Origin of the sequence: Pseudarthrobacter sp. NPDC092419 (genome assembly GCF_044755045.1) — a bacterium.
Classification (GTDB): Bacteria; Actinomycetota; Actinomycetes; order Actinomycetales; family Micrococcaceae; genus Arthrobacter.
The window spans coordinates 239720-260191 of the sequence record NZ_JBIVQF010000004.1; the positions used below are offsets into that span (position 1 = coordinate 239720).

Consider the following 20472-nt stretch of genomic DNA (forward strand, 5'->3'; position numbering starts at 1 on the left):
TGGACATTAGTCTACGGGTCCTGGTCCGGGTGGGCCGGGCCCGGGCCTGCCTGGTCCGGGTGGGCGGCTTCCCATTCGGCCTGTTCCCGCTCGCGCTGTGCACCCTCGTGGTCAAGCCGGATGCCGGTACGGATGCCATACCACCAGGCAAGTGCGAACATGGCGCCCACCAGGAACATGGCCGGTTCGATGAACCCGGCGAGGATCAGCACAGCCTGGAGTGTCCAGCCCAGGCCTATGCCCCAGGGCCGGCTGAGGAAAGCGCACGCGGCCACCATGACCAGGCTGAGGCCGATGCCCACGGACAGGATGAGCACGGGGGACATTTCGCCGCGCCGCAGGCCGAAGACCGCCAGCGTGGCAAAGAACATCACAAACGCCTCGAGCAGGAGCACGGTGGAAGCGAACATGACTTTGGTGGAGCGCCGCTTCTTCGGCATGCCGGGGCGCCATTCACGCTGGGCCTTGGTGAGTCTGGCCATCACTACGCCTCCGTCTTCCCGAGCAGGATGCGGGCCTCGGCCACCAGGGTGATCGAGCCGGTGACCAACACGGCCCCGGAGAGGTCGTCATTCGCTTCGGCACGCTCCACGGCCCACTCGAGGGCGTCGTCAAGCCTCTCGGCAATGTGCACGTTGTCCTCGCCGAAGCCCAGGTCCACTGCGAGTTCCGCCAGTTCGGCCGCGGGCACGGCGCGCGGGGAATTGGACTGCGTGAAACAGTATTCCTCCGCCACTCCGCCGAAGGATTCCTTCAGCTGGCGCAGGATTTCTTCAGCATCCTTTTCCCTCAGCACGCCCACTACCGGCACCAGCCGGGTGAAGGTGAATGCTTCCTGGAGTGCAGCCGCCGAGGCCTTGATGCCGTCCGGGTTATGCGCGGCGTCCACGATGATGGTCGGAGCCGTACGCACCACCTCGAGCCGGCCCGGCGACGTGACCTGCGCGAAGCCTTCCTGCAGCACCGTGAAGTCGAGTTCCTTCTCGCCGCCGAAAAATGCTTCCAGCGCGGCTACGGCCACGGCAGCGTTCTGGGCCTGGTGGGCACCGTGAAGGGGTACCAGCAGGTCCGGGTAACGGCCTGCGATGCCCTGGACCGTCACCATCTGGCCGCCCACCGCAACAGTCCGGGACTCGACGCCGAACTCCACGCCTTCAAAACGGAACGGGACCCCCACGTCCTTGGCCTTCTCCAGGAGCACCTGGGCCGCGTCCAGCGGCTGCGCGGCGCTGACGAGGTAGCCGCCGGGCTTGATGATGCCGGCCTTCTCGTGGGCGATGTCCTCGGTGGTGTCACCCAGGAGGTCCGTGTGGTCCAGGGAGATCGGAGTAACCACCGACACCTGGCCGTCACCGACGTTGGTGGCGTCGGTGATGCCGCCGAGCCCCACCTCGATGATGGCCACGTTCACCGGCTGGTCCGCGAATACGGCGAACGCCAGAATGGTCAGGCACTCGAAGTAGGTCAGCCGGGGCTGGCCATCGGCTTCCAACTCCGCATCAACGATCTGCAGGTAGGGGCGGATTTCGTCCCAGATCCGCACAAACGTCTCGTCCGGAACCGGGTGCCCGTCGATACTGATCCGCTCGGTCACCTTGGACAGGTGCGGGCTGGTGTAGCGTCCGGTACTCAGGCCGTGGGCGCGCAGCACCGACTCGATCATGCGGGACGTCGACGTCTTGCCGTTGGTCCCGGTGATGTGGATGATCGGGAACGCCTTGTTGGGCTCGCCCAGCACATCCATGGCCCGGAAGAGCGGTGCCAGCCGGGGCTCCATCTTGTTCTCCGGGGCGCGTCCCAGCAGTTCCGCGTAGACGCTTTCGACGGAAAATTCGTCGTGTGAATGTTCGGACATAGGATCAGGCCTCCACTTTCGACACCATGACGGCGGGCTCGTCAACGTCCGCCGGCTCGGCGGTGAGGTCCACACTCAGCGTCTCGCCCTTGACGAGCTCTGCGTTGGCCCGGAGGGCGTCCACCACGTTCTGCCGTGCGGCGACGGAGGTGCGGATCCGGTCGCTCACGTTCAGTCCGGCGTCCTTGCGGGCCTGCTGGATGGCGCGGACCAGGTCCCGGGCCAGGCCTTCGGCCTCCAGCTCCGGAGTGACCTCGGTGTTGAGGACCACGAAGCCGCCACCGGGGAGCACCGCCACGGATGCGGAACCGCCTTCGGACTCAGCAACCACGGTCTCCAGGGTGTACTCCTGCGGCTCAAGCTCCAGCCCGCCGGCAGTCACCACGCCGGACTCGGACACCGACCAGTCGCCCGACTTGGACCCCTTGATGGCAACCTGGACGTTCTTGCCCAGGCGCGGGCCGGCCGCGCGGGCATTGACCACGAGCTTCTGCTGGATGCCGAATTCCTCCGGCGCGGCCGTGGCGGCGTCCAGCAGGCGGACCGAGCGCAGGTTCAGTTCATCGGCAACGACGGCGGCGAACCCTTCCAGCGCATCCGCGCCGGGTGCCACCACAGTAAGTTCCTGCAGCGGCAGGCGGACGCGAAGGTTGGCGGCCTTGCGCAGCGACGAGCCCGTGGAGCAGATCTGCTGGACGCGTTCCATGGCTTCGACCAGCTCCGGGTTGGCCGGGAACAGGCCGGCATCCGGCCAGTCGGCCAGGTGCACCGAACGGCCGCCGGTGAGTCCGCGCCAGATCTCCTCGGTGACGAGTGGCAACAGGGACGCGGCCGTGCGGGTGACGGTCTCCAACGCCGTGAAGAGCGCGTCGAAGGCATCGTGGTCCTCGTCGAAGAACCGCTGCCGGCTGCGCCGGACGTACCAGTTGGTGAGCATGTCCAGGTAGCTGCGCAGGGCATCGCAGGCACCGGAGATGTCGTACTCGTCAAGCTTGGCGGTCATGCTGCGCACCAGCTCGCCGGTGTGGGCCAGCAGGTACTGGTCCAGGGTGTCCGCGTAGCCATCGTAGCGCAGCTTCGCGTCATAGCCGGCGCCGCCATTGGCGGCATTCGTGTAGAGGGTGAAGAAACTGTACACGTTCCACAGCGGCAGGATGACCTGGCGTACGCCGTCGCGGATGCCCTGTTCGGTGACGATCAGGTTTCCGCCGCGGAGGATGGGGCTGGACATCAGGAACCAGCGCATGGCGTCGGAGCCGTCGCGGTCCAGGACTTCGGAGACGTCCGGGTAGTTACGCAGGCTCTTGGACATCTTCTGCCCGTCGGAGCCCAGCACGATGCCGTGGCTGATGACGTTCCGGAAGGCGGGCCGGTCGAACAGCGCGGTGGAGAGGATGTGCAGCATGTAGAACCAGCCGCGGGTCTGGCCGATGTACTCCACGATGAAGTCGGCCGGGTTGTGGGTGTCGAACCACGCCTCGTTCTGGAACGGGTAGTGCACCTGGCCGTACGGCATGGAACCGGAGTCAAACCAGACGTCTAGGACGTCCTCGACGCGGCGCATCACGGACTGGCCCTCTTCGGGTGTGCGGGGATCGTCCGGGTTGGGCCGGGTCAGTTCGTCGATGAACGGGCGATGCAGGTCAATCTGGCCGTCCTTGTTCAATGGAAGGCGGCCGAAATCGGCTTCAATCTCGGCCAGCGAACCGTAGACGTCGGTGCGGGGGTATTCGGGATCGCTGGACTGCCACACCGGAATGGGGCTGCCCCAGTACCGGTTGCGGCTGATGGACCAGTCGCGGGCGTTTTCCAGCCACTTGCCGAACTGGCCGTCCTTGACGTTGCCGGGGATCCAGTTGATCTCCTGGTTCAGCTCGGACATGCGGTCCTTGAACTTGGTCACTTCCACGTACCAGGAGGACACCGCACGGTAGATCAGGGGGTTGCGGCAGCGCCAGCAGTGCGGGTAGCTGTGCTCGTAGCTGGCCTGCCTGACCAGCCGGCCCTGGGCACGAAGCACCTGCGTGATGGGCTTGTTCGCTTCGAAGACCTGCAGTCCCGCGATGTCGTGGAGGTCGCCGTGCTTGAAGAGCGGCAGGAATTTGGCGCCTTCGTCGACGGAAAGGATCACCGGGATACCGGCTTCTTCGCAGATTTTCTGGTCGTCTTCACCGTAGGCAGGAGCCTGGTGCACGATCCCCGTGCCATCGGTGGTGGTCACGTAGTCCGCGGCAAGGATCCGCCAGGCGTTCTCCATGCCGTACTTTTCGTTGTCGCTGAAGTCCAGCCACAGCGGCCGGTAGGCCAGACCGGCCAGCTCCGCGCCCGTGTGCGTGGAAGTGATGGCTGCGGCCGCGGCAGCGGCGTCCGGATAGCCCAGGTCCTTGGCGTACGCCGGCAGCAGGTCAACGGCCAGCAGGAAGCTTCCGGTGACCGGAGCTTCGCCGGCAGCCGCTTTGATCCCGCTGGGGCCGGCAGGCAGCACGGCATACGTGATGGAAGGGCCGACGGCGAGCGCAGCGTTGGTGGGCAGCGTCCAGGGCGTGGTGGTCCAGGCGAGCGCCTGCACTCCTGCGAGCTGCTTCGAGAGCTCCGACTCCCCCGGCAGGATCGGGAACGTCACGGTGACGGTCTGGTCCTGGCGGTTCTTGTAGACGTCGTCGTCCATGCGCAGTTCGTGGTTGGACAGCGGCGTCTCGTCCTTCCAGCAGTAGGGCAGGACGCGGTAGCCGTTGTACGTCAGGCCCTTGTCGTGCAGCTGCTTGAACGCCCACAGGACGGATTCCATGTATTCAACGTTGAGCGTCTTGTAGTCGTTATCGAAGTCGACCCAGCGGGCCTGGCGGGTCACGTAGTCGCGCCATTCGTCGGCGTACTTCATGACGGAGGCACGGCAGGCGTCGTTGAACTTGTCGATGCCCATGGCTTCAATCTGGGTCTTGTCCGTCATTCCCAGCTGCTTCATGGCTTCGAGCTCGGCGGGAAGGCCGTGGGTGTCCCAGCCAAACCGGCGTTCCACCCGCTTGCCGCGCTGGGTCTGGTAGCGGCCCACCAGGTCCTTGGCGTAGCCGGTGAGGAGGTGCCCGTAGTGGGGCAGGCCGTTGGCGAAGGGAGGCCCGTCGTAGAAGACGAATTCGTTGCTGCCGGGAGCACCGCCGGGGGCATCGGCACTGCGCTGGTCGATGCTCGCCTGGAACGTGCCGTCCTGGTCCCAGTACTTCAGGATGCGTTCTTCGACCTCCGGAAACTTCACGGAGGCGGAAACGCCTGCGCCGCTGGGGGAAGTGCTGCTGGAGGCTGAGGCCTTGGGATAATACGTCATTCTCGACATCCTGGGTTGGGCTTGGCGAACCTCCGGCTTCCGCCGGCAGTTCCGTTCAGGATGCGAGGACGGCTTCGGCACTGCCCTTCCGGACCATACGCCAACCGCGGTACCACCTCACTTACCGGCGCTGCCTGTTCCCCGGGGAACGGGCGGGCCGGCCGCTCATTACTGCTGTGACGGGCTTACCCGTCCGGTTCTACTGGCGTGGACCACCTGCCGTTTCGGCAGGCCGGTCCGCGTGTTCTTCCGGAAGCTCGCCGGTGATTGCCGGGTCGTAGCCACTCCTGAGTCTACTATCCCTGCGGCGCAGGTTTCCATTCAGCTCCGGGCCCCGGGTCAGCCTTTCCGGATGAGTTTGTGGTTGGCGGCCTGGGCAACGGGGCGGATCACGATCTGGTCCAGATTTACGTGGTGCGGAACAGTCACGGCGTAGCGGACGACGTCCGCCACGTCGTCGGCGGTGAGCGGTTTCTCGACGCCCTGGTAAACCTTTGCCGCCGCTTGCTGGTCGCCGAGCCGGTTCAGGGCGAACTCTTCGGTCTGCACCAGCCCGGGGGCGATCTCGATGACGCGGATGTTGTTCTCGGCCTCCTCGAGCCGGAGCGCGTTGGTCATGGCGTGCTGGGCGAACTTGGCGGCGTTGTAGCCCCCGCCTCCCTCGTACGCCACCAGGCCGGCAGTCGAAGTCAGGTTCAGCACTGTGCCTTCGCCGTTGGCGCGCAGCATCGGCAGAAAGGCGCGGGTGAGCTTCATGGTGCCCAGGACGTTGACCCGGTACATCCATTCCCAGTCGTCGGTGTCGGCCGATCCGACGGTGTCGGCGCCGCGGGCCCCGCCCGCGATGTTGACCAGCGTGCTGATGCCCCCGGCTTCGGTGACCTGCGCGAGGAGGCGCGCGACGTCGTCGTCCTCTGCGATGTCCCCGGGAAGCGCGACGGCGCCGGTTTCAGCCGCCAGCGCCGCGAGCCTTTCCGCGCGGCGGGCCACGGCGTAAACGGTCCATCCTTCAGCGCGCAGCGCGCGGACGGCCGCTTCGCCGATTCCGCTGCTCGCGCCGGTCACCAAAGCTGTCTTGTTCTGCGATTCGTCAGTCATGCCACCACCCTATGAAAGAATTGCCCAATGGCTGAAGACACGCAGGGCACAGACACGCCCACCACCGCCCCCATCAATGTTCCGGACAAGCCGGCCCTCGAAGGCCTGGAAGCCTCGCTGACTCAGCGCTGGCTGGCCGAAGGGACCTACAAGTTCAACCCCGACACCACGCGGGACCAGGTCTACTCCATCGACACTCCGCCGCCCACCGCCTCCGGGGCCCTGCATGTGGGGCACATGTTCTCCTTCACCCAGACGGACGTTCTGGCCCGCTACCAGCGCATGACCGGCAAGAACGTGTTCTACCCGATGGGCTGGGACGACAACGGGCTCCCCACCGAGCGCCGCGTCCAGAACTACTACGGCGTCCGCTGCGATCCGGCCATCCCTTACAACGCGGACTACCGCCCGCCCGCCCAGCCGGCCAAGAACCAGCGCGACTTCGACGTCGTCTCGCGCCGGAACTTCATCGAGCTCTGTGAAGAACTGGCTGTGGAGGATGAGAAGGTCTTCGAAAGCCTGTTCCAGCAGCTGGGCCTTTCCGTGGACTGGCAGCTGACCTACCGGACGATCGACGACGTCTCCCGCGAGGTGTCCCAGCGGGCGTTCCTGGCCAACCTGGCCGCCGGCGACGCCTACATGGCCGAGGCCCCCACGCTCTGGGACGTCACCTTCCGGACGGCCGTTGCGCAGGCTGAACTTGAAGACCGCGAGGTGGCCGGCGCCTACTACCGCTACCCCTTCTTCACCGAAGACGGCGAAAAGATCTACATCGAGACCACCCGCCCCGAACTCCTCGCCGCCTGCGCGGCGCTGGTGGCAAATCCCGACGACGAACGGTACCAGCCGCTGTTCGGCAAGACCGTGACGTCCCCGGTCTTCGGCGTCGAGGTGGAGGTCAAGGCCCACCCGCTTGCCAAGGCGGACAAGGGTTCCGGCATTGCCATGGTGTGCACCTTCGGCGACCTGACCGACGTGACCTGGTGGCGCGAACTCCAGCTGCCCACCCGCGCCATCGTGGGCCGCGATGGCCGCATTATTGGCGAGACACCTGACTGGATCACCACGGAGGCCGGCCGCGCCGCCTTCTCGTCCATTGCCGGGAAGACCGTGTTCAGCGCCAAGGAAGGCGTGGTGGAGCTGCTGGCCGCCGAGGGCCTCCTGGACGGCGAACCAAAGAAGATCATGCACCCGGTGAACTTCTTCGAGAAGGGCGACAAGCCCCTGGAAGTTGTCACCTCGCGCCAGTGGTATATCCGCAACGGCGGCCGGGATGAGGACCGCCGCGAACGGCTGATCAGCCGGGGCCGCGAGATCGACTTCCACCCGGCGTTCATGCGGTCCCGGTTCGAGAACTGGATTTCTGGCCTGAACGGCGACTGGCTGGTGTCCCGCCAACGCTTCTTTGGCGTGCCGATCCCCGTCTGGTACCCACTGGACGCAGACGGCAACCCGGACTACGACGCGCCCATTCTGCCCTCGGATGAACAGCTGCCCGTTGACCCGGCCGCCGACGCCGCCCCGGGCTACGACGAAGCCCAGCGCGATGTGCCCGGCGGCTTTACGGGCGACGCCGACGTCCTGGATACCTGGGCCACCTCGGCCCTGACCCCGCAGATCGTGGGCGGCTGGACCCGCAACGAGGAACTGTTTGCCAAGGTGTACCCGTTCGACCTGCGCCCGCAGGGACATGACATCATCCGCACCTGGCTGTTCTCCTCCGTAGTGCGCGCGGACGCCCTGCAGAAGAGCGCCCCGTGGAAGCACGCCGCGATCTCCGGCTGGATCCTGGACCCCGACCGGAAGAAGATGTCCAAGTCCAAGGGCAACGTGGTGGTCCCCACGGACGTACTGAACGAGTACGGTTCCGACGCGGTCCGGTACTGGGCCACATCCGCGAAGCTGGGGGCGGACACCGCCTACGAAATCGCCCAGATGAAGATCGGCCGCCGCCTGGCCATCAAGCTCCTGAACGCCTCCAAGTTCGTGCTGAACCTGGGCGCCACCGAGGATTCCGTGGTTGGCGATGACCTGTCCGTTCTTTCCAACGCGCTGGACCGGGCGCTGCTGGCGCAGCTGTCCGACGTGACGGCACAGGCCACCAAGGCGTTCGAGAACTATGACTACGCCCGCGCGCTGCAAATCACGGAATCGTTCTTCTGGCAGTTCACCGACGACTACGTCGAGCTGATTAAGGACCGCGCCTATGGTGCCGCCGGCGAGGCGGAACAGGCTTCCGTCCTGGCTGCGCTGGCTACAACGCTGGACACGCTGCTGCGCCTGTTCGCCCCGTTCCTGCCGTTCGCCACCGAAGAAGTGTGGAGCTGGTGGCGCCACGGTTCAGTGCACCGGGCAGCCTGGCCGGCGCCCGTAGCGGTGGACGGCGACACCACGATGCTGGCTACGGTGGGCACTGCCCTGAGCGGCGTCCGGAAGGCCAAGTCCGAGGCGAAGGTCAAGCAGCGCACCGAGGTGCTCACGGCCACCATCACCGCGTCCGAGTCCCTGACTGCACAGCTCAAGGCCGGACTCAACGACCTGAAGGCGGCATCCAACGCCCGGGAGCTCACCCTGGTGGCGGGCGACGGCGAACTGGCCGTCAGCGACGTGGTCCTTGCAGCACCTGACGGAGCAGCCGGGGAGTAGAAACCCGTTTTTGGGCCGGCCTGTTTTTGGGCAAAGGGGAAGCCCCATCAGCGTTTTGCCGTTGGTGGGGCTTCGACTTTTCGGCCATCCGGTGACGACTTCGATGGTCTGGCAGGATCCGCCGAGCTTCAGGTCTTCCTACCACGTCACTGGTAGCCTGCATCCGGCTTTGCCGATGGCTGCGCCGGTAATACATATCACTGAATCTTTGGTTCCTGCGTCCCGCTTCTTTCGAAGTGGGTAAGAACTATTGTGGTCCCGCCCCCGGCGGTGCGCAAGGGGCCCGGACTAACTACATGGCAGTAGTTTCCTAGTCGAACCGGGGGCTCTCGGTGCGGCTGCGCTTGAGCTCGAAGAACGACGGGAAGCCGGCCAGCGTGGTAGCGGCGTCCCACAGTTTTCCGGCTTCCTCGCCACGGGGAATACGGGTCAGCACCGGGCCGAAGAACGCGGTTCCGTTGAAGGCCACGATGGGCGTCCCCACATCCTGGCCCACCAGGGAGATTCCTTCGTCGTGGCTTGCCCGGAGTGGGACGTCGTAGGCGTCCGTGGTCGCCGCCTCGGCCAGGGACGCCGGGAGGCCGCACTCCGCCAGTGCCTTGCTGATGACCACGGAGCGGTCCGTTTCGCCGGCTTCGTGGATCATGCTGCCCATGGCGTCGTAAAGCGGCTTGACTGTTTCCTGGCCGTATTCCTGCTGGGCTGCGATGATGACCCGGACAGGTCCCCACGCGTTGTCCATGGCCTCGCGGTAGCCGGGGTCCAGGTCCCGGCCTTCATTCAGGACGGACAGGCTCATCACGTGCCATTCGGTCTGGATGTCCCGGACGGATTCCACCTCACCGATCCACCGCGACGTCACCCAAGCGAACGGGCAGGCGGGGTCGAACCAGAAATCGGCACGGTTCTTGGCAGATTCGGTCATGGAAGCTCCTTGGTGGGCACTGGGCTTAATAGGCACTGGGCTTGATAGGCACTGGGCTGATGGCACTGTGCGGACGGGAGGTCAGGCCGACTTCCGCCTCTTGGCCGCGTGGGGAACGATGGTGGGTTCAACGCCGTTGAGGACCACGTCGCGGGTAATGACCACGCTGGCCACGTCCTCGCGGCTGGGAAGGTCGAACATGACGGGCAGCAGCACTTCTTCCATAATGGCCCGGAGTCCGCGGGCCCCGGTGCCGCGCTCAAGGGCCTGCTCCGCGATGGCCTCCAGGGCGTTGTCGTCGAACACCAGCTCCACGCCGTCGATCTGGAACATCTTCTGGTACTGCTTGACCAGTGCGTTCTTGGGCGTGGACAGGATCTGGATCAGGGCGTCCCGGTCCAGGTTGGAAACCGTGGTGATGACAGGAAGCCGCCCGATGAACTCCGGGATGAGTCCGAACTTCAGGAGGTCCTCCGGCATGACTTCACCGTAGGAGTCCACCTTCTTGCTGGCCTCGTTCAGCGGGGCACCAAAGCCGATGCCCTTCCGGCCCGAGCGGGAGCCGATGATTTCCTCGAGGCCGGCAAAGGCTCCGGCGACGATGAACAGCACGTTGGTGGTGTCGATCTGGATGAATTCCTGGTGCGGGTGCTTCCTGCCGCCCTGCGGCGGAACCGATGCCACGGTCCCCTCGAGGATCTTCAGCAGCGCCTGCTGCACGCCTTCGCCGGAGACATCCCGGGTAATGGAGGGGTTTTCGCTCTTGCGCGAGATCTTGTCGATCTCGTCGATGTAGATGATGCCCTGTTCGGCCTTCTTGACGTCGTAGTCGGCGGCCTGGATGAGCTTGAGGAGGATGTTTTCGACGTCCTCGCCCACGTATCCGGCTTCGGTCAACGCGGTGGCGTCCGCGACGGCGAACGGGACGTTCAGGCGCCGGGCGAGGGTCTGGGCGAGGTAGGTTTTGCCGCAGCCGGTGGGACCGATGAGGAGGATGTTCGACTTGGCGATTTCGACGTCGTCATGGTGGCCGCCCTCCGCCAGCGTCCCCGCCTTGGGCGCGTGGCCGGCCTGGATACGCTTGTAGTGGTTGTACACCGCAACGGCGAGGGAGCGCTTTGCCGGCTCCTGGCCGATGACGTATTCCTGCAGGAAATCGAAGATTTCCCGTGGCTTGGGAAGTTCAAAGCTGCCAAGGTCCGCGACTTCGGCAAGTTCCTCTTCAATGATTTCGTTGCAAAGCTCAATGCACTCATCACAGATGTAGACACCGGGCCCGGCAATGAGCTTGCGCACCTGCTTCTGGCTCTTTCCGCAGAAAGAGCACTTCAGCAGATCCGTGCTCTCGCCAATCCGAGCCATATGTGAACCCCTTAGTATCGTGCTGCCGAACAGCCTTGCACCGTTGCTGGAAACTCCACCAGCCTGCATGGACCGGTTTGTGACGATATCCACTCTAGGTCACATCGGCGCCGAAGGGTGGAAGGAAAAGGCCGGTGCGGCCAAAAGAACGGGCCGCACCGGCGCTTGCTTGCTCCTAGCGGCTGATCGCCTGGGGCTTGATCTTGCGGGAATCGAGTACCTGGTCGATCAACCCGTATGCGTGGGCCTCTTCCGCGGTGAGGATCTTGTCGCGCTCGATGTCGTTGTTGACCTGCTCGGACGTGCGTCCGGAGTGGTGGGCCAGCGTGTCCTCGAGCCAGGAACGCATCCGCATGACCTCAGCGGCCTGGATTTCGAGGTCCGATGCCTGGCCGCCCTGTCCGCCGGAGAGGGCGGGCTGGTGGATGAGCACGCGGGCGTTCGGCAGGGCCAGGCGCTTGCCGGGGGTGCCGGCCGCGAGCAGGACGGCGGCCGCACTGGCGGCCTGGCCCAAACAAACAGTCTGGATCTCGGGGCGGATGTACTGCATGGTGTCGTAGATCGCCGTCATCGCCGTGAACGAACCGCCCGGCGAGTTGATGTAGAGCGTGATGTCGCGGTCCGGGTCCGTGGACTCGAGGACCAGCAACTGCGCCATGATGTCGTCCGCGGAGGCGTCATCCACCTGCACGCCGAGGAAGATGATGCGGTCCTCGAACAGCTTGGTGTATGGGTCCTGGCGCTTGAAGCCGTACGGGGTGCGCTCCTCGAACTGCGGCAGGACGTAGCGGCTGGACGGAAGATTACCGGCAGACCACCCGAAGTTGTAGTTCATGTTCTTTGCTCCTGATCTGAGTGTTCTTGGTGCCGGTTACTTCTGGGAATCCGCGTCGCCGGAACCGTTGGAGGTTCCGCCGCCGCCGGACACCGATCCGGCGTGTGCCGCGATCTTGTCGAAGAATCCGTATTCGAGCGCTTCGGTGGCCGTGAACCACTTGTCGCGGTCGTTGTCCTTGAGGATGGTCTCCACCGTCTGGCCGGTCTGCTCTGCGGTCAGTTCGGCCATGACCTTCTTCATGTGCAGGATAAGCTCCGCCTGGATCTTGATGTCCGAGGCCGTGCCGCCGATTCCGCCGGACGGCTGGTGCATGAGGACGCGGGCGTTGGGGGTGGCGTAGCGCTTGCCCTTCGTGCCTGAGGAGAGAAGGAACTGGCCCATGGAGGCGGCGAGGCCGGTAGCCACGGTCACGACGTCGTTCGGGATGAACTGCATGGTGTCGTAGATGGCCATGCCGGCCGTGACGGAACCGCCCGGGGAGTTGATGTACAGGTAGATGTCCTTTTCCGGGTTTTCCGCGGAGAGGAGGAGCAGCTGCGAGCAAATGGCGTTGGCGTTGTCGTCCCGCACTTCGGAGCCCAGCCAGATGATCCGTTCCTTGAGGAGACGGTTGTAGATGTAGTTGTCCTGGGCAGCAGGATCGACGGTCGCCATCCGGGGAGCCTCGTGGTGCTGTGACATGTGTACTTACCTCTCGCTGGTGACGGTGACATCACTGAAAATCTCTACTTGGACCCTAACCGGTTTCGCGGGTGTTTTGTTCGCGCACCATGGGCTGTTCGCTGACGGCGCACGATCGGCGGAACCGCGCGGCGGCGGCCTGTTCCGGAAATGCGGACGGCCTCCGGATCACGTGATCCGGAGGCCGTTCCGCTGCGCATGCAGCGGGCGTTCAGAAGCGGCTAGGCCTTGGCCTCTGCCTTCTCTTCTTCGGCGGGTGCTTCAGCAGCTTCGGCTTCAACAGCGTCAGCGGCAGGTGCCTCTTCACCGGCGGGGCGGACAAAGTCGCTCAGGTCCACGGAGTTTCCCGCGGTGTCGGTGACCTCAGCCTGGCCGAGGACGACGGCAAGCGCCTTCCGGCGGCGGACCTCGGAAACCATCATGGGAACCTGGCCGCTCTGGTCGATGATCTGGGCGAACTGGTTCGGGTCCATGCCGTACTGGCTGGCGGTGGTGACGATGTAGTCGATCAGCTCGCTCTGGCTGACGTTGACTTCTTCCTTCTCGGCGATGGCGTCGAGGATGATTTCGTTCTGGAAGGCGCGGGCCGTGTTGGCGCGGACTTCCTCGCGGTGCTCGTCGGTGTCGTGCTCGCCCTCACCGTGGCCGTTGCCCTCCTTGAAGTGGGCTTCCAGCTGCTCTTCGACGACGGAGTCCGGAACCGGAACCTCAACGAGCTCGACGAGCTTGTCCAGGACCTTGTCGCGGGCCTCGACGCCCTGCTCGACAACCTTGGAGTCGGCTGCCTGCTTGGCGAGGTCTGCGCGTAGTTCCTCGAGGGTGTCGAACTCGGATGCCAGCTGGGCGAAGTCGTCGTTGGCTTCGGGGAGCTCACGCTCCTTGACTGCCTTGACGACAACCTTCACCTGGGCCTCCTGGCCAGCGTGCTCGCCGCCTACCAGGGTGGTGTTGAAGATGGCGTCCTCGTCAGCGCTCAGGCCGGTAACGGCCTCGTCCAGGCCCTCGAGCATGGTGCCGGAGCCAACCTGGTAGGACAGGCCGGAGGCGGAGTCGACATCATTGCCGTCGATGGAGGCCGTGATGTCGATGGTCAGGAAGTCGCCGTCGGCAACCGGACGCTCAACGGACTTCAGCGTGCCGAAGCGGCCCCGCAGTTCGTCCAGCGCCTTGTCCACGTCTTCGTCGGAGGACTCTGCGGCAGCGACCTCAACCTTGATGCCGGCGTAGTCGGGCAGTTCGACCTCGGGGCGGACATCCACCTCGGCAGCGAACTTCAGGCCGCCGTCGGTAGCGGACGGGTCCGGAACCTCGGTGATTTCCACCTCGGGGCGGCTGAGGGGGCGGATGCCGGATTCCTGCACGGCAGCCTGGTACCAGCCGTTGAGGCCTTCGTTGATGGCCGTCTCCAGGACGTAGCCGCGGCCCACGCGCTGGTCGATGAGCTTGGCAGGGACCTTGCCCTTACGGAACCCAGGGACCTGGATCTGCGAGGCAACAGTCTTGTAGGCCGAGTCGATGCTGGGCTTCAGTTCCTCAAAGGGGACCTCAACATTGAGCTTGACCCGCGTGGGGGTGAGGTTCTCGACAGCGCTCTTCACGGTCTAAGTACTCCTGGGATTGTTGGATGGGGTTCTGCAAACGCAACGTTCTTGTCCGGCCGGGTGGTCCGGGCAGCAGAGTCGGGGTGACAGGATTTGAACCTGCGACTTCCTGCTCCCAAAGCAGGCGCTCTAGCCAAGCTGAGCTACACCCCGTTAATGCACAGGCAAGTCTACGGTCTCCGGCGCGGGGATTGCACATTTGACACGTGGGGCATGAATTAGGTTTAGTTATATCCGGCTTGGACAGCCACCCCGGAGTTACCGGCCCCGGGGACGTAGCTTAATGGTAAAGCCTCAGTCTTCCAAACTGATTACGCGGGTTCGATTCCCGTCGTCCCCTCCAAGGAAAACACCCCCAGTCGCCCGACGGGGGTGTTTTTGTGTTGACGTCCGGCAGTCCTTAATCCTGGCAGGAGGGGCACCAGTAGAGCTTGCGTCCGGCCAGGTCCGCCAGCAGCACCGTGGTCCGGCAAACCCGGCACGGCAGCCCTTCCCGCTTATAGACGTAGTGCGCGTCAGCGGCCTCGGGATACTCCGCAGACTTCAGCGCAATCCGCTGCTGCGGGTCCGCGCTGCCACCGTTCCAGTAGCGCGCCGGTGTGGTGATAATCCGCCCGTCCGCGACGCCGTCATTCATCAGGACCGCCAGTTCCCGCCACAGGCGCCGTGCCGCAGCATCCTCGACGGCGGACCCGGGCAACCAGGGGTCGAGCCGGCGGCGGAAGAGCACCTCTGCCCGGTAGACGTTGCCCACCCCGGCAATGACGGCCTGGTCCATCAGTAGTGCGGCCAAGGGCGTCCTGCGTCCGCGCAGCCGGGCCGCGAACCTGGCGGCGTCGCCGCGGACGTTCCGCAACGGGTCCGGGCCAAGGCGCGCCGACACCGCTGCAGCCTCGACAGCGGTGATGGCGGCGCAGGTGGTGGCGCCACGAAGGTCGGCCCAGCCGTGGGAACTGGCCAGGCGGACCCGGACGGCCCCCACCGGAGGAGGCGGGCCGGCGTAGGAGGCACCGCCGTCGTCCGCTGCCGCGGGAGTCTCCCGCTCCCCTACCCGGCGCGGCGCACCAATGCTGGACGCACCCGCGAACGTGCGGTCACCACCAAAGCTCCACGCACCGTAGAGCCCCAGGTGCACATGCAGCACCAGGCCGTGGTCGAAATGCAGAAACAGGTGCTTACCGTGGGCGTCGGCGGCGACAAGGGTGTACCCGTCAAGCAGCGCCGCGCCCGCGGCGAACCGGCCCTGCGGGCTCGACACCGCGAGCCGCCTGCCGCCGAAGGCGTCACCGAACTGCCGGGCCAGGCGGCGTACCGAATGCCCTTCGGGCACTACTCGATGACCTCGCCGGTGGCCTCATAGGCCGCGATCTTGCCGATGCGCCGGACGTGGCGTTCGTCATTGCTGAACGGTTCGGTCAGGAAGGCCTCGATCAGCTCCGTGGCCTCTTCAACCGTGTGCTGGCGTCCGCCGACGGCCACGACGTTGGCGTCGTTGTGCTCGCGCGCCAGTTTGGCCGTGGAGAGGTTCCAGGCCAGCGCAGCGCGGATTCCTTTGACCTTGTTCGCGGCGATCTGCTCGCCGTTGCCGGAGCCGCCCAGCACGATCCCGAGCGCGTGGACGCCGGCCTGCTGGTCTGCCACCACGGCGAGCGCCGCGTTGATGCAGAAGGACGGGTAGTCGTCCTGGGCGTCGTATTCCTTGGGTCCGTGGTCCACAACCTCGTAGCCCTTGGCGGTGAGGTGCGAAACCAGGTGGGCGCTGAGCTCCATCCCGGCGTGGTCGGTGGCGATGTGGACCCGCGGGAAGGCAGGGGCTGAAGTCACGAGCAGTATCCGTTCAGTGGTGGGCGCTGGACCGGACCGCTACGGGCCTGGCCGGGAGCAGGACAACAGGGATAAGGATACTAGGACCCGCCTCCAGCATCGGTGTCCGGGGTCCCGCCGCGACGGGCGCGCGCCGCAACCCGCGTGAGGACGTCCGCCAGGCGGGCGGCGGTGTCAGGGCTGCCGCCGCTGACCGCCACCTGCTGGCCGTCGTTTTTGCGGACGACGACGGCGGGGCCGCTGCTGACGAGCATGGCTGCGGTTCCGTCGTGGTGCCGGTAGCCCCACCCGCCATAGTCGGCGGCCTTAACTTCCGCGGCGCTGGCAGCGGAGATGGCACCGGCCGGAACGTCCATGACCGGGACCAGTCCGGCGAGCCGGACCTTCAGTCCCCGGCGGTCCGCGGTGACGCGGGCGAAGAGGAACGCGGCGCCCACCACGGCGAGGAGGACCAGCAGCAGGCCCAGCCAGGGCACGGCGATGGCGATCAGGGCGCCCGGAAACAGTGATGCCACGGCGATCATCACAAACACGGAGCTGCGCGCATGGACCCACAGCCGGATGTCATCCCGCACCAGGTCCGGATCCAGCTCACGGGCCACGGCGGCTTCCAGGGCCTGGTCATCTTCCGGCGACCACTGCCGGTCTGCCTTGTAGACGAAGGCCATCACCACGCCCAGGGACAACGCCGCCCCCGATCCCAGGGCGAGGACGGTCAGGTCAACCCTGGACTGGCGCGCGTCCGCGAGCCCGGCCTGGCCCACCAGGCCGGCGGCCAGGACACTGGTGATGAAGAGGGTAAGGAAGAGGCCGGTTCCCATCATGATGCGGCGCATCACCACCGGCCGGCTCAGCGGCACTGCCTGGACCAGCCCCAGCCAGCCGACCACGATGATCAGGGCTGCGCCGCCCCCCATGTAGGCACCAAACGGGGCGAATGATGCACCGCCGTCGTCCGTCCAGCGGATAGCCAACGGGTCCGGAAGGTCAGGGCGCAGCAGCGAGGCGCACACGACAAAGCCCGCGGCCAGGACCACAGGAAATCCCAGCGCGAAGCGCAGCGCCCTCGCGTCCACCGAATCCAGAAACTTTGCCATACCTCAACGCTACTCCCGCTGCACTGCGGCGGCCGGTCCGGAGAAGGACTCTCCGGACCGCCTAACTGTCGTCCGGGGATGCAAGAATGAACCGAACCGGCGATGGAGCCGCCAGCCGGTGAACGCTAATTCTCTGGAGGACCCTTGCCAGGCATAAACCTGACGCGCGACGAAGCCCGCGAACGAGCTCAGCTGATCACCGTGGATTCCTACGAGGTGGACCTGGACCTGACGCGCGGCAGCGAAGTCTTCGGCAGCACCACCACGGTGAAGTTCGGGGCGAAGCCCGGTTCCTCCACGTTCATCGACGCCATCACCGCGGCAGTCCACAGTGTCACCCTGAACGGGCGCACGCTGGATCCCGGAGCTGTGTCAGACGGGGTAAGAATCCAACTCCCCGGCCTTGCGGAGCAGAACGAACTGACCGTGGTTGCCGACGCGCCCTATATGAACACGGGCGAAGGACTGCACCGATTCGTGGACCCGGTGGACAACGAGGTCTACCTCTACACCCAGTTCGAGGTGCCGGACTCCCGCCGGATGTTCGCGGTGTTCGAGCAGCCCGACCTCAAAGCCACGTTCACTTTCACCGTCACGGCGCCATCGCACTGGGACGTCGTCTCCAACTCCCCCACCCCGGTGCCCGTGGAAACTTCACGGGACCCCGACGGCGGCGCCCGCTCGGTCTGGGCGTTTGCGCCCACCCCCCGCCTGTCCTCCTACGTCACGGCGCTGATCGCAGGGCCGTACCAGTCGGTGCGCAGCGAGGTCACCAGCTCCGACGGACGGGTTGTTCCGCTGGGGGTGTTCGCGCGTAAGTCCCTGATGCAGTACCTGGACGCGCAGAACATCTTCGAACTGACGCGGCAGGGCTTCGAGTTCTTCGAGGCGCAGTTCGGCTGCCCATATCCGTTCGAGAAGTACGACCAGCTGTTCGTGCCCGAGTTCAATGCCGGCGCCATGGAAAACGCCGGTGCCGTGACCATCCTGGAAGGCTACGTCTTCCGCAGCAAGGTGACGGACGCGCAGGTTGAACGCCGCGCCATCACGGTGCTGCACGAGCTCGCGCACATGTGGTTCGGGGACCTGGTGACCATGCGGTGGTGGAACGATCTGTGGCTGAACGAGTCCTTCGCCGAGTACATGTCGCATCTGGCGGCCGTGGAGAACACCTCGTTCACCGGGGCGTGGACCACGTTCGCGTCGGTGGAGAAGTCCTGGGCCTACAAACAGGACCAGCTGCCCACCACGCACCCAATCTTCGCGGAGATCAAGGACCTGCAGGACGTCGAGGTCAACTTTGACGGCATCACCTACGCCAAGGGCGCCTCGGTGCTGCGGCAGCTCGTGGCCTGGGTTGGTCCGGAGCAGTTCATGGCAGGTGTCCGCGAATACTTTGCCAAGCACTCCTGGCAGAACACCGAGCTGCAGGACCTGATGGTGGAGCTGGAGAAGGCCAGCGGCCGGGACCTGGACAGCTGGGGCCGGCAGTGGCTGGAAACCGCCGGGGTGAACACGCTGGCCCCCGAGCTGGACGTGGACGCCGACGGCACGATCCGCACGTTCAACATTGTGCAGACAGCGGTGCCGGAGTGGCCCACGCTCCGCCCGCACCGGCTGGCCGTGGGTTTCTACAACCTGGACGGCGCCGGCAAGCTGCAGCGGGTCCACCGGGAGGAACTGGACGTGGACGGGGAGCGCACGGAAGTGCCGGCCCTGGCCGGGCTGCAGCGACCGGACCTGGTCCTGGTCAATGATGACGACCTCGCGTACGCCAAGGTCCGGCTGGACCCGGCGTCGCTGGCCACCGCCACCGCGCACCTGAGGGATTTTGCCGGCAGCCTGCCGCGGACCCTGGTCTGGAACTCGGCCTGGGACGCCGCACGCGACGGCGAAGCCCCGGCCCGGGGCTACGTGGAGCTGGTGCTGGCCAACGTGGCGGCCGAAACCGACTCCTCCGTCATCCTGGTGCAGCTGCGGCAGCTGGCCACCACGCTGAACTTCTACGTGGCAGAGGAATACCGCGAGGCCACGGCGGTGGCCGCCGCGGACCGGCTGTGGGAGCTCGCGTCCGACGTTCCGGGCGGATCCGACGCCCAGCTGCAGTTCGTCAAGGCTTTCGCGCTGCACGCCCGGACGGACGCCGAGCTCTCCGCCGTGGCGGGGTTGCTCGACGGCACCGTGGAGCTGTCCGGGCTCACCGTGGACCAGGACCTGCGCTGGGAACTGGTCGCCTCACTGGTGGCCGGCGGCCGGATGGGCCAGGACGGGATCGACGCGGAGCTGGCGAAGGACAACACGGCCAGCGGCCAGAATGCGGCCGCGCTCGCCAAGGCGGCAATCCCCACACCGGAGGCGAAGGCTGCGGCATGGGATTCGATCGTGGTCAAGGGCGAGCTGTCCAACGCGCTGCAGGGCTCCGCGGTGGCCGGGTTCATGCGCGTCCTGGACCGGACACTGCTGGAACCGTACGCGGAGAAGTATTTCGAGGCGGTGCCGGGAATCGTCGAATCCCGGACGCACGCGCTCGCCCAGCAGATCGTCGTCGGGCTTTACCCGGCGCTGCTGACCACGCAGGAGACCGTGGACCGTACGGACGGCTTCATCGCCGCCTTGCCTCCGGCCAGCGCCGCACTGCGCCGCATGATGCTGGAAAACCGCGACGGCGTGGCGCGCGCCCTTCGTGCCAGGGACACAGACGCTGCTGCCGGCCCTGACGCTGCGGGGGCCCGCCGATGAACCTCACTGAGCATCACTACGAACTGGAAGTCCGATGGACGGGAAACCTCGGGGACGGCACGTCGTCCTACCGCGGCTATTCGCGGGATCACGATATCGCGATCCCCGGACTGCCCGTCCTCAAGGGTTCCGCTGACCCCACGTTTCACGGCGACCGGGAGCGGTACAACCCTGAACAACTGCTGCTGGCAGCCCTGGCGCAGTGCCACATGCTTTCTTACCTGCACGTGGCGGTCCGGCACGGCGTCGTGGTCACCGATTACCGCGACCCTGCCGCCGGCCTGCTGCGGCTCAACCGGGACGGCAGTGGACAGTTTGAGCGGGTCGTCCTGCGGCCGCACGTCACGGTGGCGGACGCCGGGCAGATAGGACTGGCGCAGCGGCTGCACCGCGAGGCCAACGCGGTCTGCTTCATTGCCCGCAGCGTCAACTTTCCGGTAGAGCACCAGCCCGTGACCTCGGCGGGTTGAACCGGACAGGCCGC

At 65.9% G+C, this 20472-nt stretch carries 15 protein-coding genes and 2 tRNA genes; 4 read left to right on the top strand and 13 right to left on the bottom strand.

Annotation, left to right across the window (positions count from 1 at the left end; translation table 11 throughout):
* Positions 1 to 11: 11 nt before the first annotated feature.
* The 4 genes from ACIQC0_RS08785 to ACIQC0_RS08800 all read right to left on the bottom strand — a co-directional run bounded on the left by ACIQC0_RS08785 (position 12) and on the right by ACIQC0_RS08800 (position 6275).
* The gene (locus ACIQC0_RS08785; protein ID WP_400534306.1) at positions 12 to 482 is read right to left on the bottom strand and encodes a DUF4233 domain-containing protein; all 471 of its coding nucleotides are present in this window, start codon (positions 480 to 482) and stop codon (positions 12 to 14) included.
* 2 nt (positions 483 to 484) lie between these two features.
* On the bottom strand, positions 485 to 1855 hold the full coding sequence (locus ACIQC0_RS08790) for a bifunctional folylpolyglutamate synthase/dihydrofolate synthase (RefSeq protein WP_377216021.1): 1371 nt from the start codon (positions 1853 to 1855) through the stop codon (positions 485 to 487).
* A gap of 4 nt (positions 1856 to 1859) precedes the next feature.
* A complete protein-coding gene (gene ileS / locus ACIQC0_RS08795) occupies positions 1860 to 5177 on the bottom strand; it encodes an isoleucine--tRNA ligase (RefSeq protein WP_400534309.1) in 3318 nt (1105 codons plus the stop codon).
* 339 nt (positions 5178 to 5516) lie between these two features.
* Positions 5517 to 6275, bottom strand: a complete 759-nt coding sequence (locus tag ACIQC0_RS08800; RefSeq protein WP_377216019.1) for an SDR family oxidoreductase — start codon at positions 6273 to 6275, stop codon at positions 5517 to 5519.
* Between the two features lie 27 nt (positions 6276 to 6302).
* Between ACIQC0_RS08800 and valS the strand changes: the two genes are divergently transcribed.
* Positions 6303 to 8921, top strand: coding sequence for a valine--tRNA ligase (valS, locus tag ACIQC0_RS08805; RefSeq protein WP_400534312.1), 2619 nt, complete (start codon positions 6303 to 6305; stop codon positions 8919 to 8921).
* Positions 8922 to 9231: 310 nt separating this feature from the next.
* On the opposite strand, the gene ACIQC0_RS08810 is transcribed toward valS, so the two are convergent.
* From ACIQC0_RS08810 to ACIQC0_RS08835, 6 genes are all read right to left on the bottom strand, one after another.
* Complete coding sequence (locus ACIQC0_RS08810) at positions 9232 to 9846, bottom strand: disulfide bond formation protein DsbA (protein WP_400534315.1); 615 nt, start codon at positions 9844 to 9846, stop codon at positions 9232 to 9234.
* Positions 9847 to 9927: 81 nt separating this feature from the next.
* Positions 9928 to 11208 (bottom strand): ATP-dependent Clp protease ATP-binding subunit ClpX, encoded by a 1281-nt coding sequence (gene clpX, locus ACIQC0_RS08815; RefSeq protein WP_400534318.1) that lies wholly within the window; start codon positions 11206 to 11208, stop codon positions 9928 to 9930.
* Positions 11209 to 11383: 175 nt separating this feature from the next.
* A complete protein-coding gene (locus ACIQC0_RS08820) occupies positions 11384 to 12043 on the bottom strand; it encodes an ATP-dependent Clp protease proteolytic subunit (protein WP_400534321.1) in 660 nt (219 codons plus the stop codon).
* Positions 12044 to 12079: 36 nt separating this feature from the next.
* Positions 12080 to 12700 carry an ATP-dependent Clp protease proteolytic subunit gene (locus tag ACIQC0_RS08825; RefSeq protein ID WP_377216186.1) on the bottom strand — a complete coding sequence of 207 codons (621 nt, stop codon included), beginning with the start codon at positions 12698 to 12700 and terminating at the stop codon, positions 12080 to 12082.
* Positions 12701 to 12948: 248 nt separating this feature from the next.
* A complete protein-coding gene (tig, locus tag ACIQC0_RS08830) occupies positions 12949 to 14325 on the bottom strand; it encodes a trigger factor (protein WP_377216015.1) in 1377 nt (458 codons plus the stop codon).
* An 81-nt stretch (positions 14326 to 14406) separates the two neighbouring features.
* Positions 14407 to 14481 (bottom strand) — tRNA-Pro (locus ACIQC0_RS08835).
* Positions 14482 to 14597: 116 nt separating this feature from the next.
* On the opposite strand from ACIQC0_RS08835, the gene ACIQC0_RS08840 reads away from it, so the two are divergent.
* Positions 14598 to 14671: transfer RNA gene (locus ACIQC0_RS08840), tRNA-Gly, on the top strand.
* Between the two features lie 57 nt (positions 14672 to 14728).
* Here the strand turns inward: ACIQC0_RS08840 and ACIQC0_RS08845 are convergent.
* The 3 genes from ACIQC0_RS08845 to ACIQC0_RS08855 all read right to left on the bottom strand — a co-directional run bounded on the left by ACIQC0_RS08845 (position 14729) and on the right by ACIQC0_RS08855 (position 17249).
* A complete protein-coding gene (locus tag ACIQC0_RS08845; protein WP_400534324.1) occupies positions 14729 to 15658 on the bottom strand; it encodes an Fpg/Nei family DNA glycosylase in 930 nt (309 codons plus the stop codon).
* Positions 15658 to 16152 (bottom strand): ribose-5-phosphate isomerase, encoded by a 495-nt coding sequence (locus ACIQC0_RS08850; RefSeq protein WP_400534327.1) that lies wholly within the window; start codon positions 16150 to 16152, stop codon positions 15658 to 15660. Before ACIQC0_RS08850 ends, ACIQC0_RS08845 begins: the two co-directional genes overlap by 1 nt.
* 80 nt (positions 16153 to 16232) lie before the next feature.
* Complete coding sequence (locus ACIQC0_RS08855; RefSeq protein ID WP_400534329.1) at positions 16233 to 17249, bottom strand: hypothetical protein; 1017 nt, start codon at positions 17247 to 17249, stop codon at positions 16233 to 16235.
* A gap of 144 nt (positions 17250 to 17393) precedes the next feature.
* Between ACIQC0_RS08855 and pepN the strand changes: the two genes are divergently transcribed.
* Together pepN and ACIQC0_RS08865 are read left to right on the top strand one after the other, a co-directional pair.
* Positions 17394 to 19988 (top strand): aminopeptidase N, encoded by a 2595-nt coding sequence (gene pepN / locus ACIQC0_RS08860; RefSeq protein ID WP_400534332.1) that lies wholly within the window; start codon positions 17394 to 17396, stop codon positions 19986 to 19988.
* Positions 19985 to 20458, top strand: a complete 474-nt coding sequence (locus tag ACIQC0_RS08865; protein ID WP_377216010.1) for an OsmC family protein — start codon at positions 19985 to 19987, stop codon at positions 20456 to 20458. Before pepN ends, ACIQC0_RS08865 begins: the two co-directional genes overlap by 4 nt.
* Positions 20459 to 20472 lie beyond the last annotated feature (14 nt).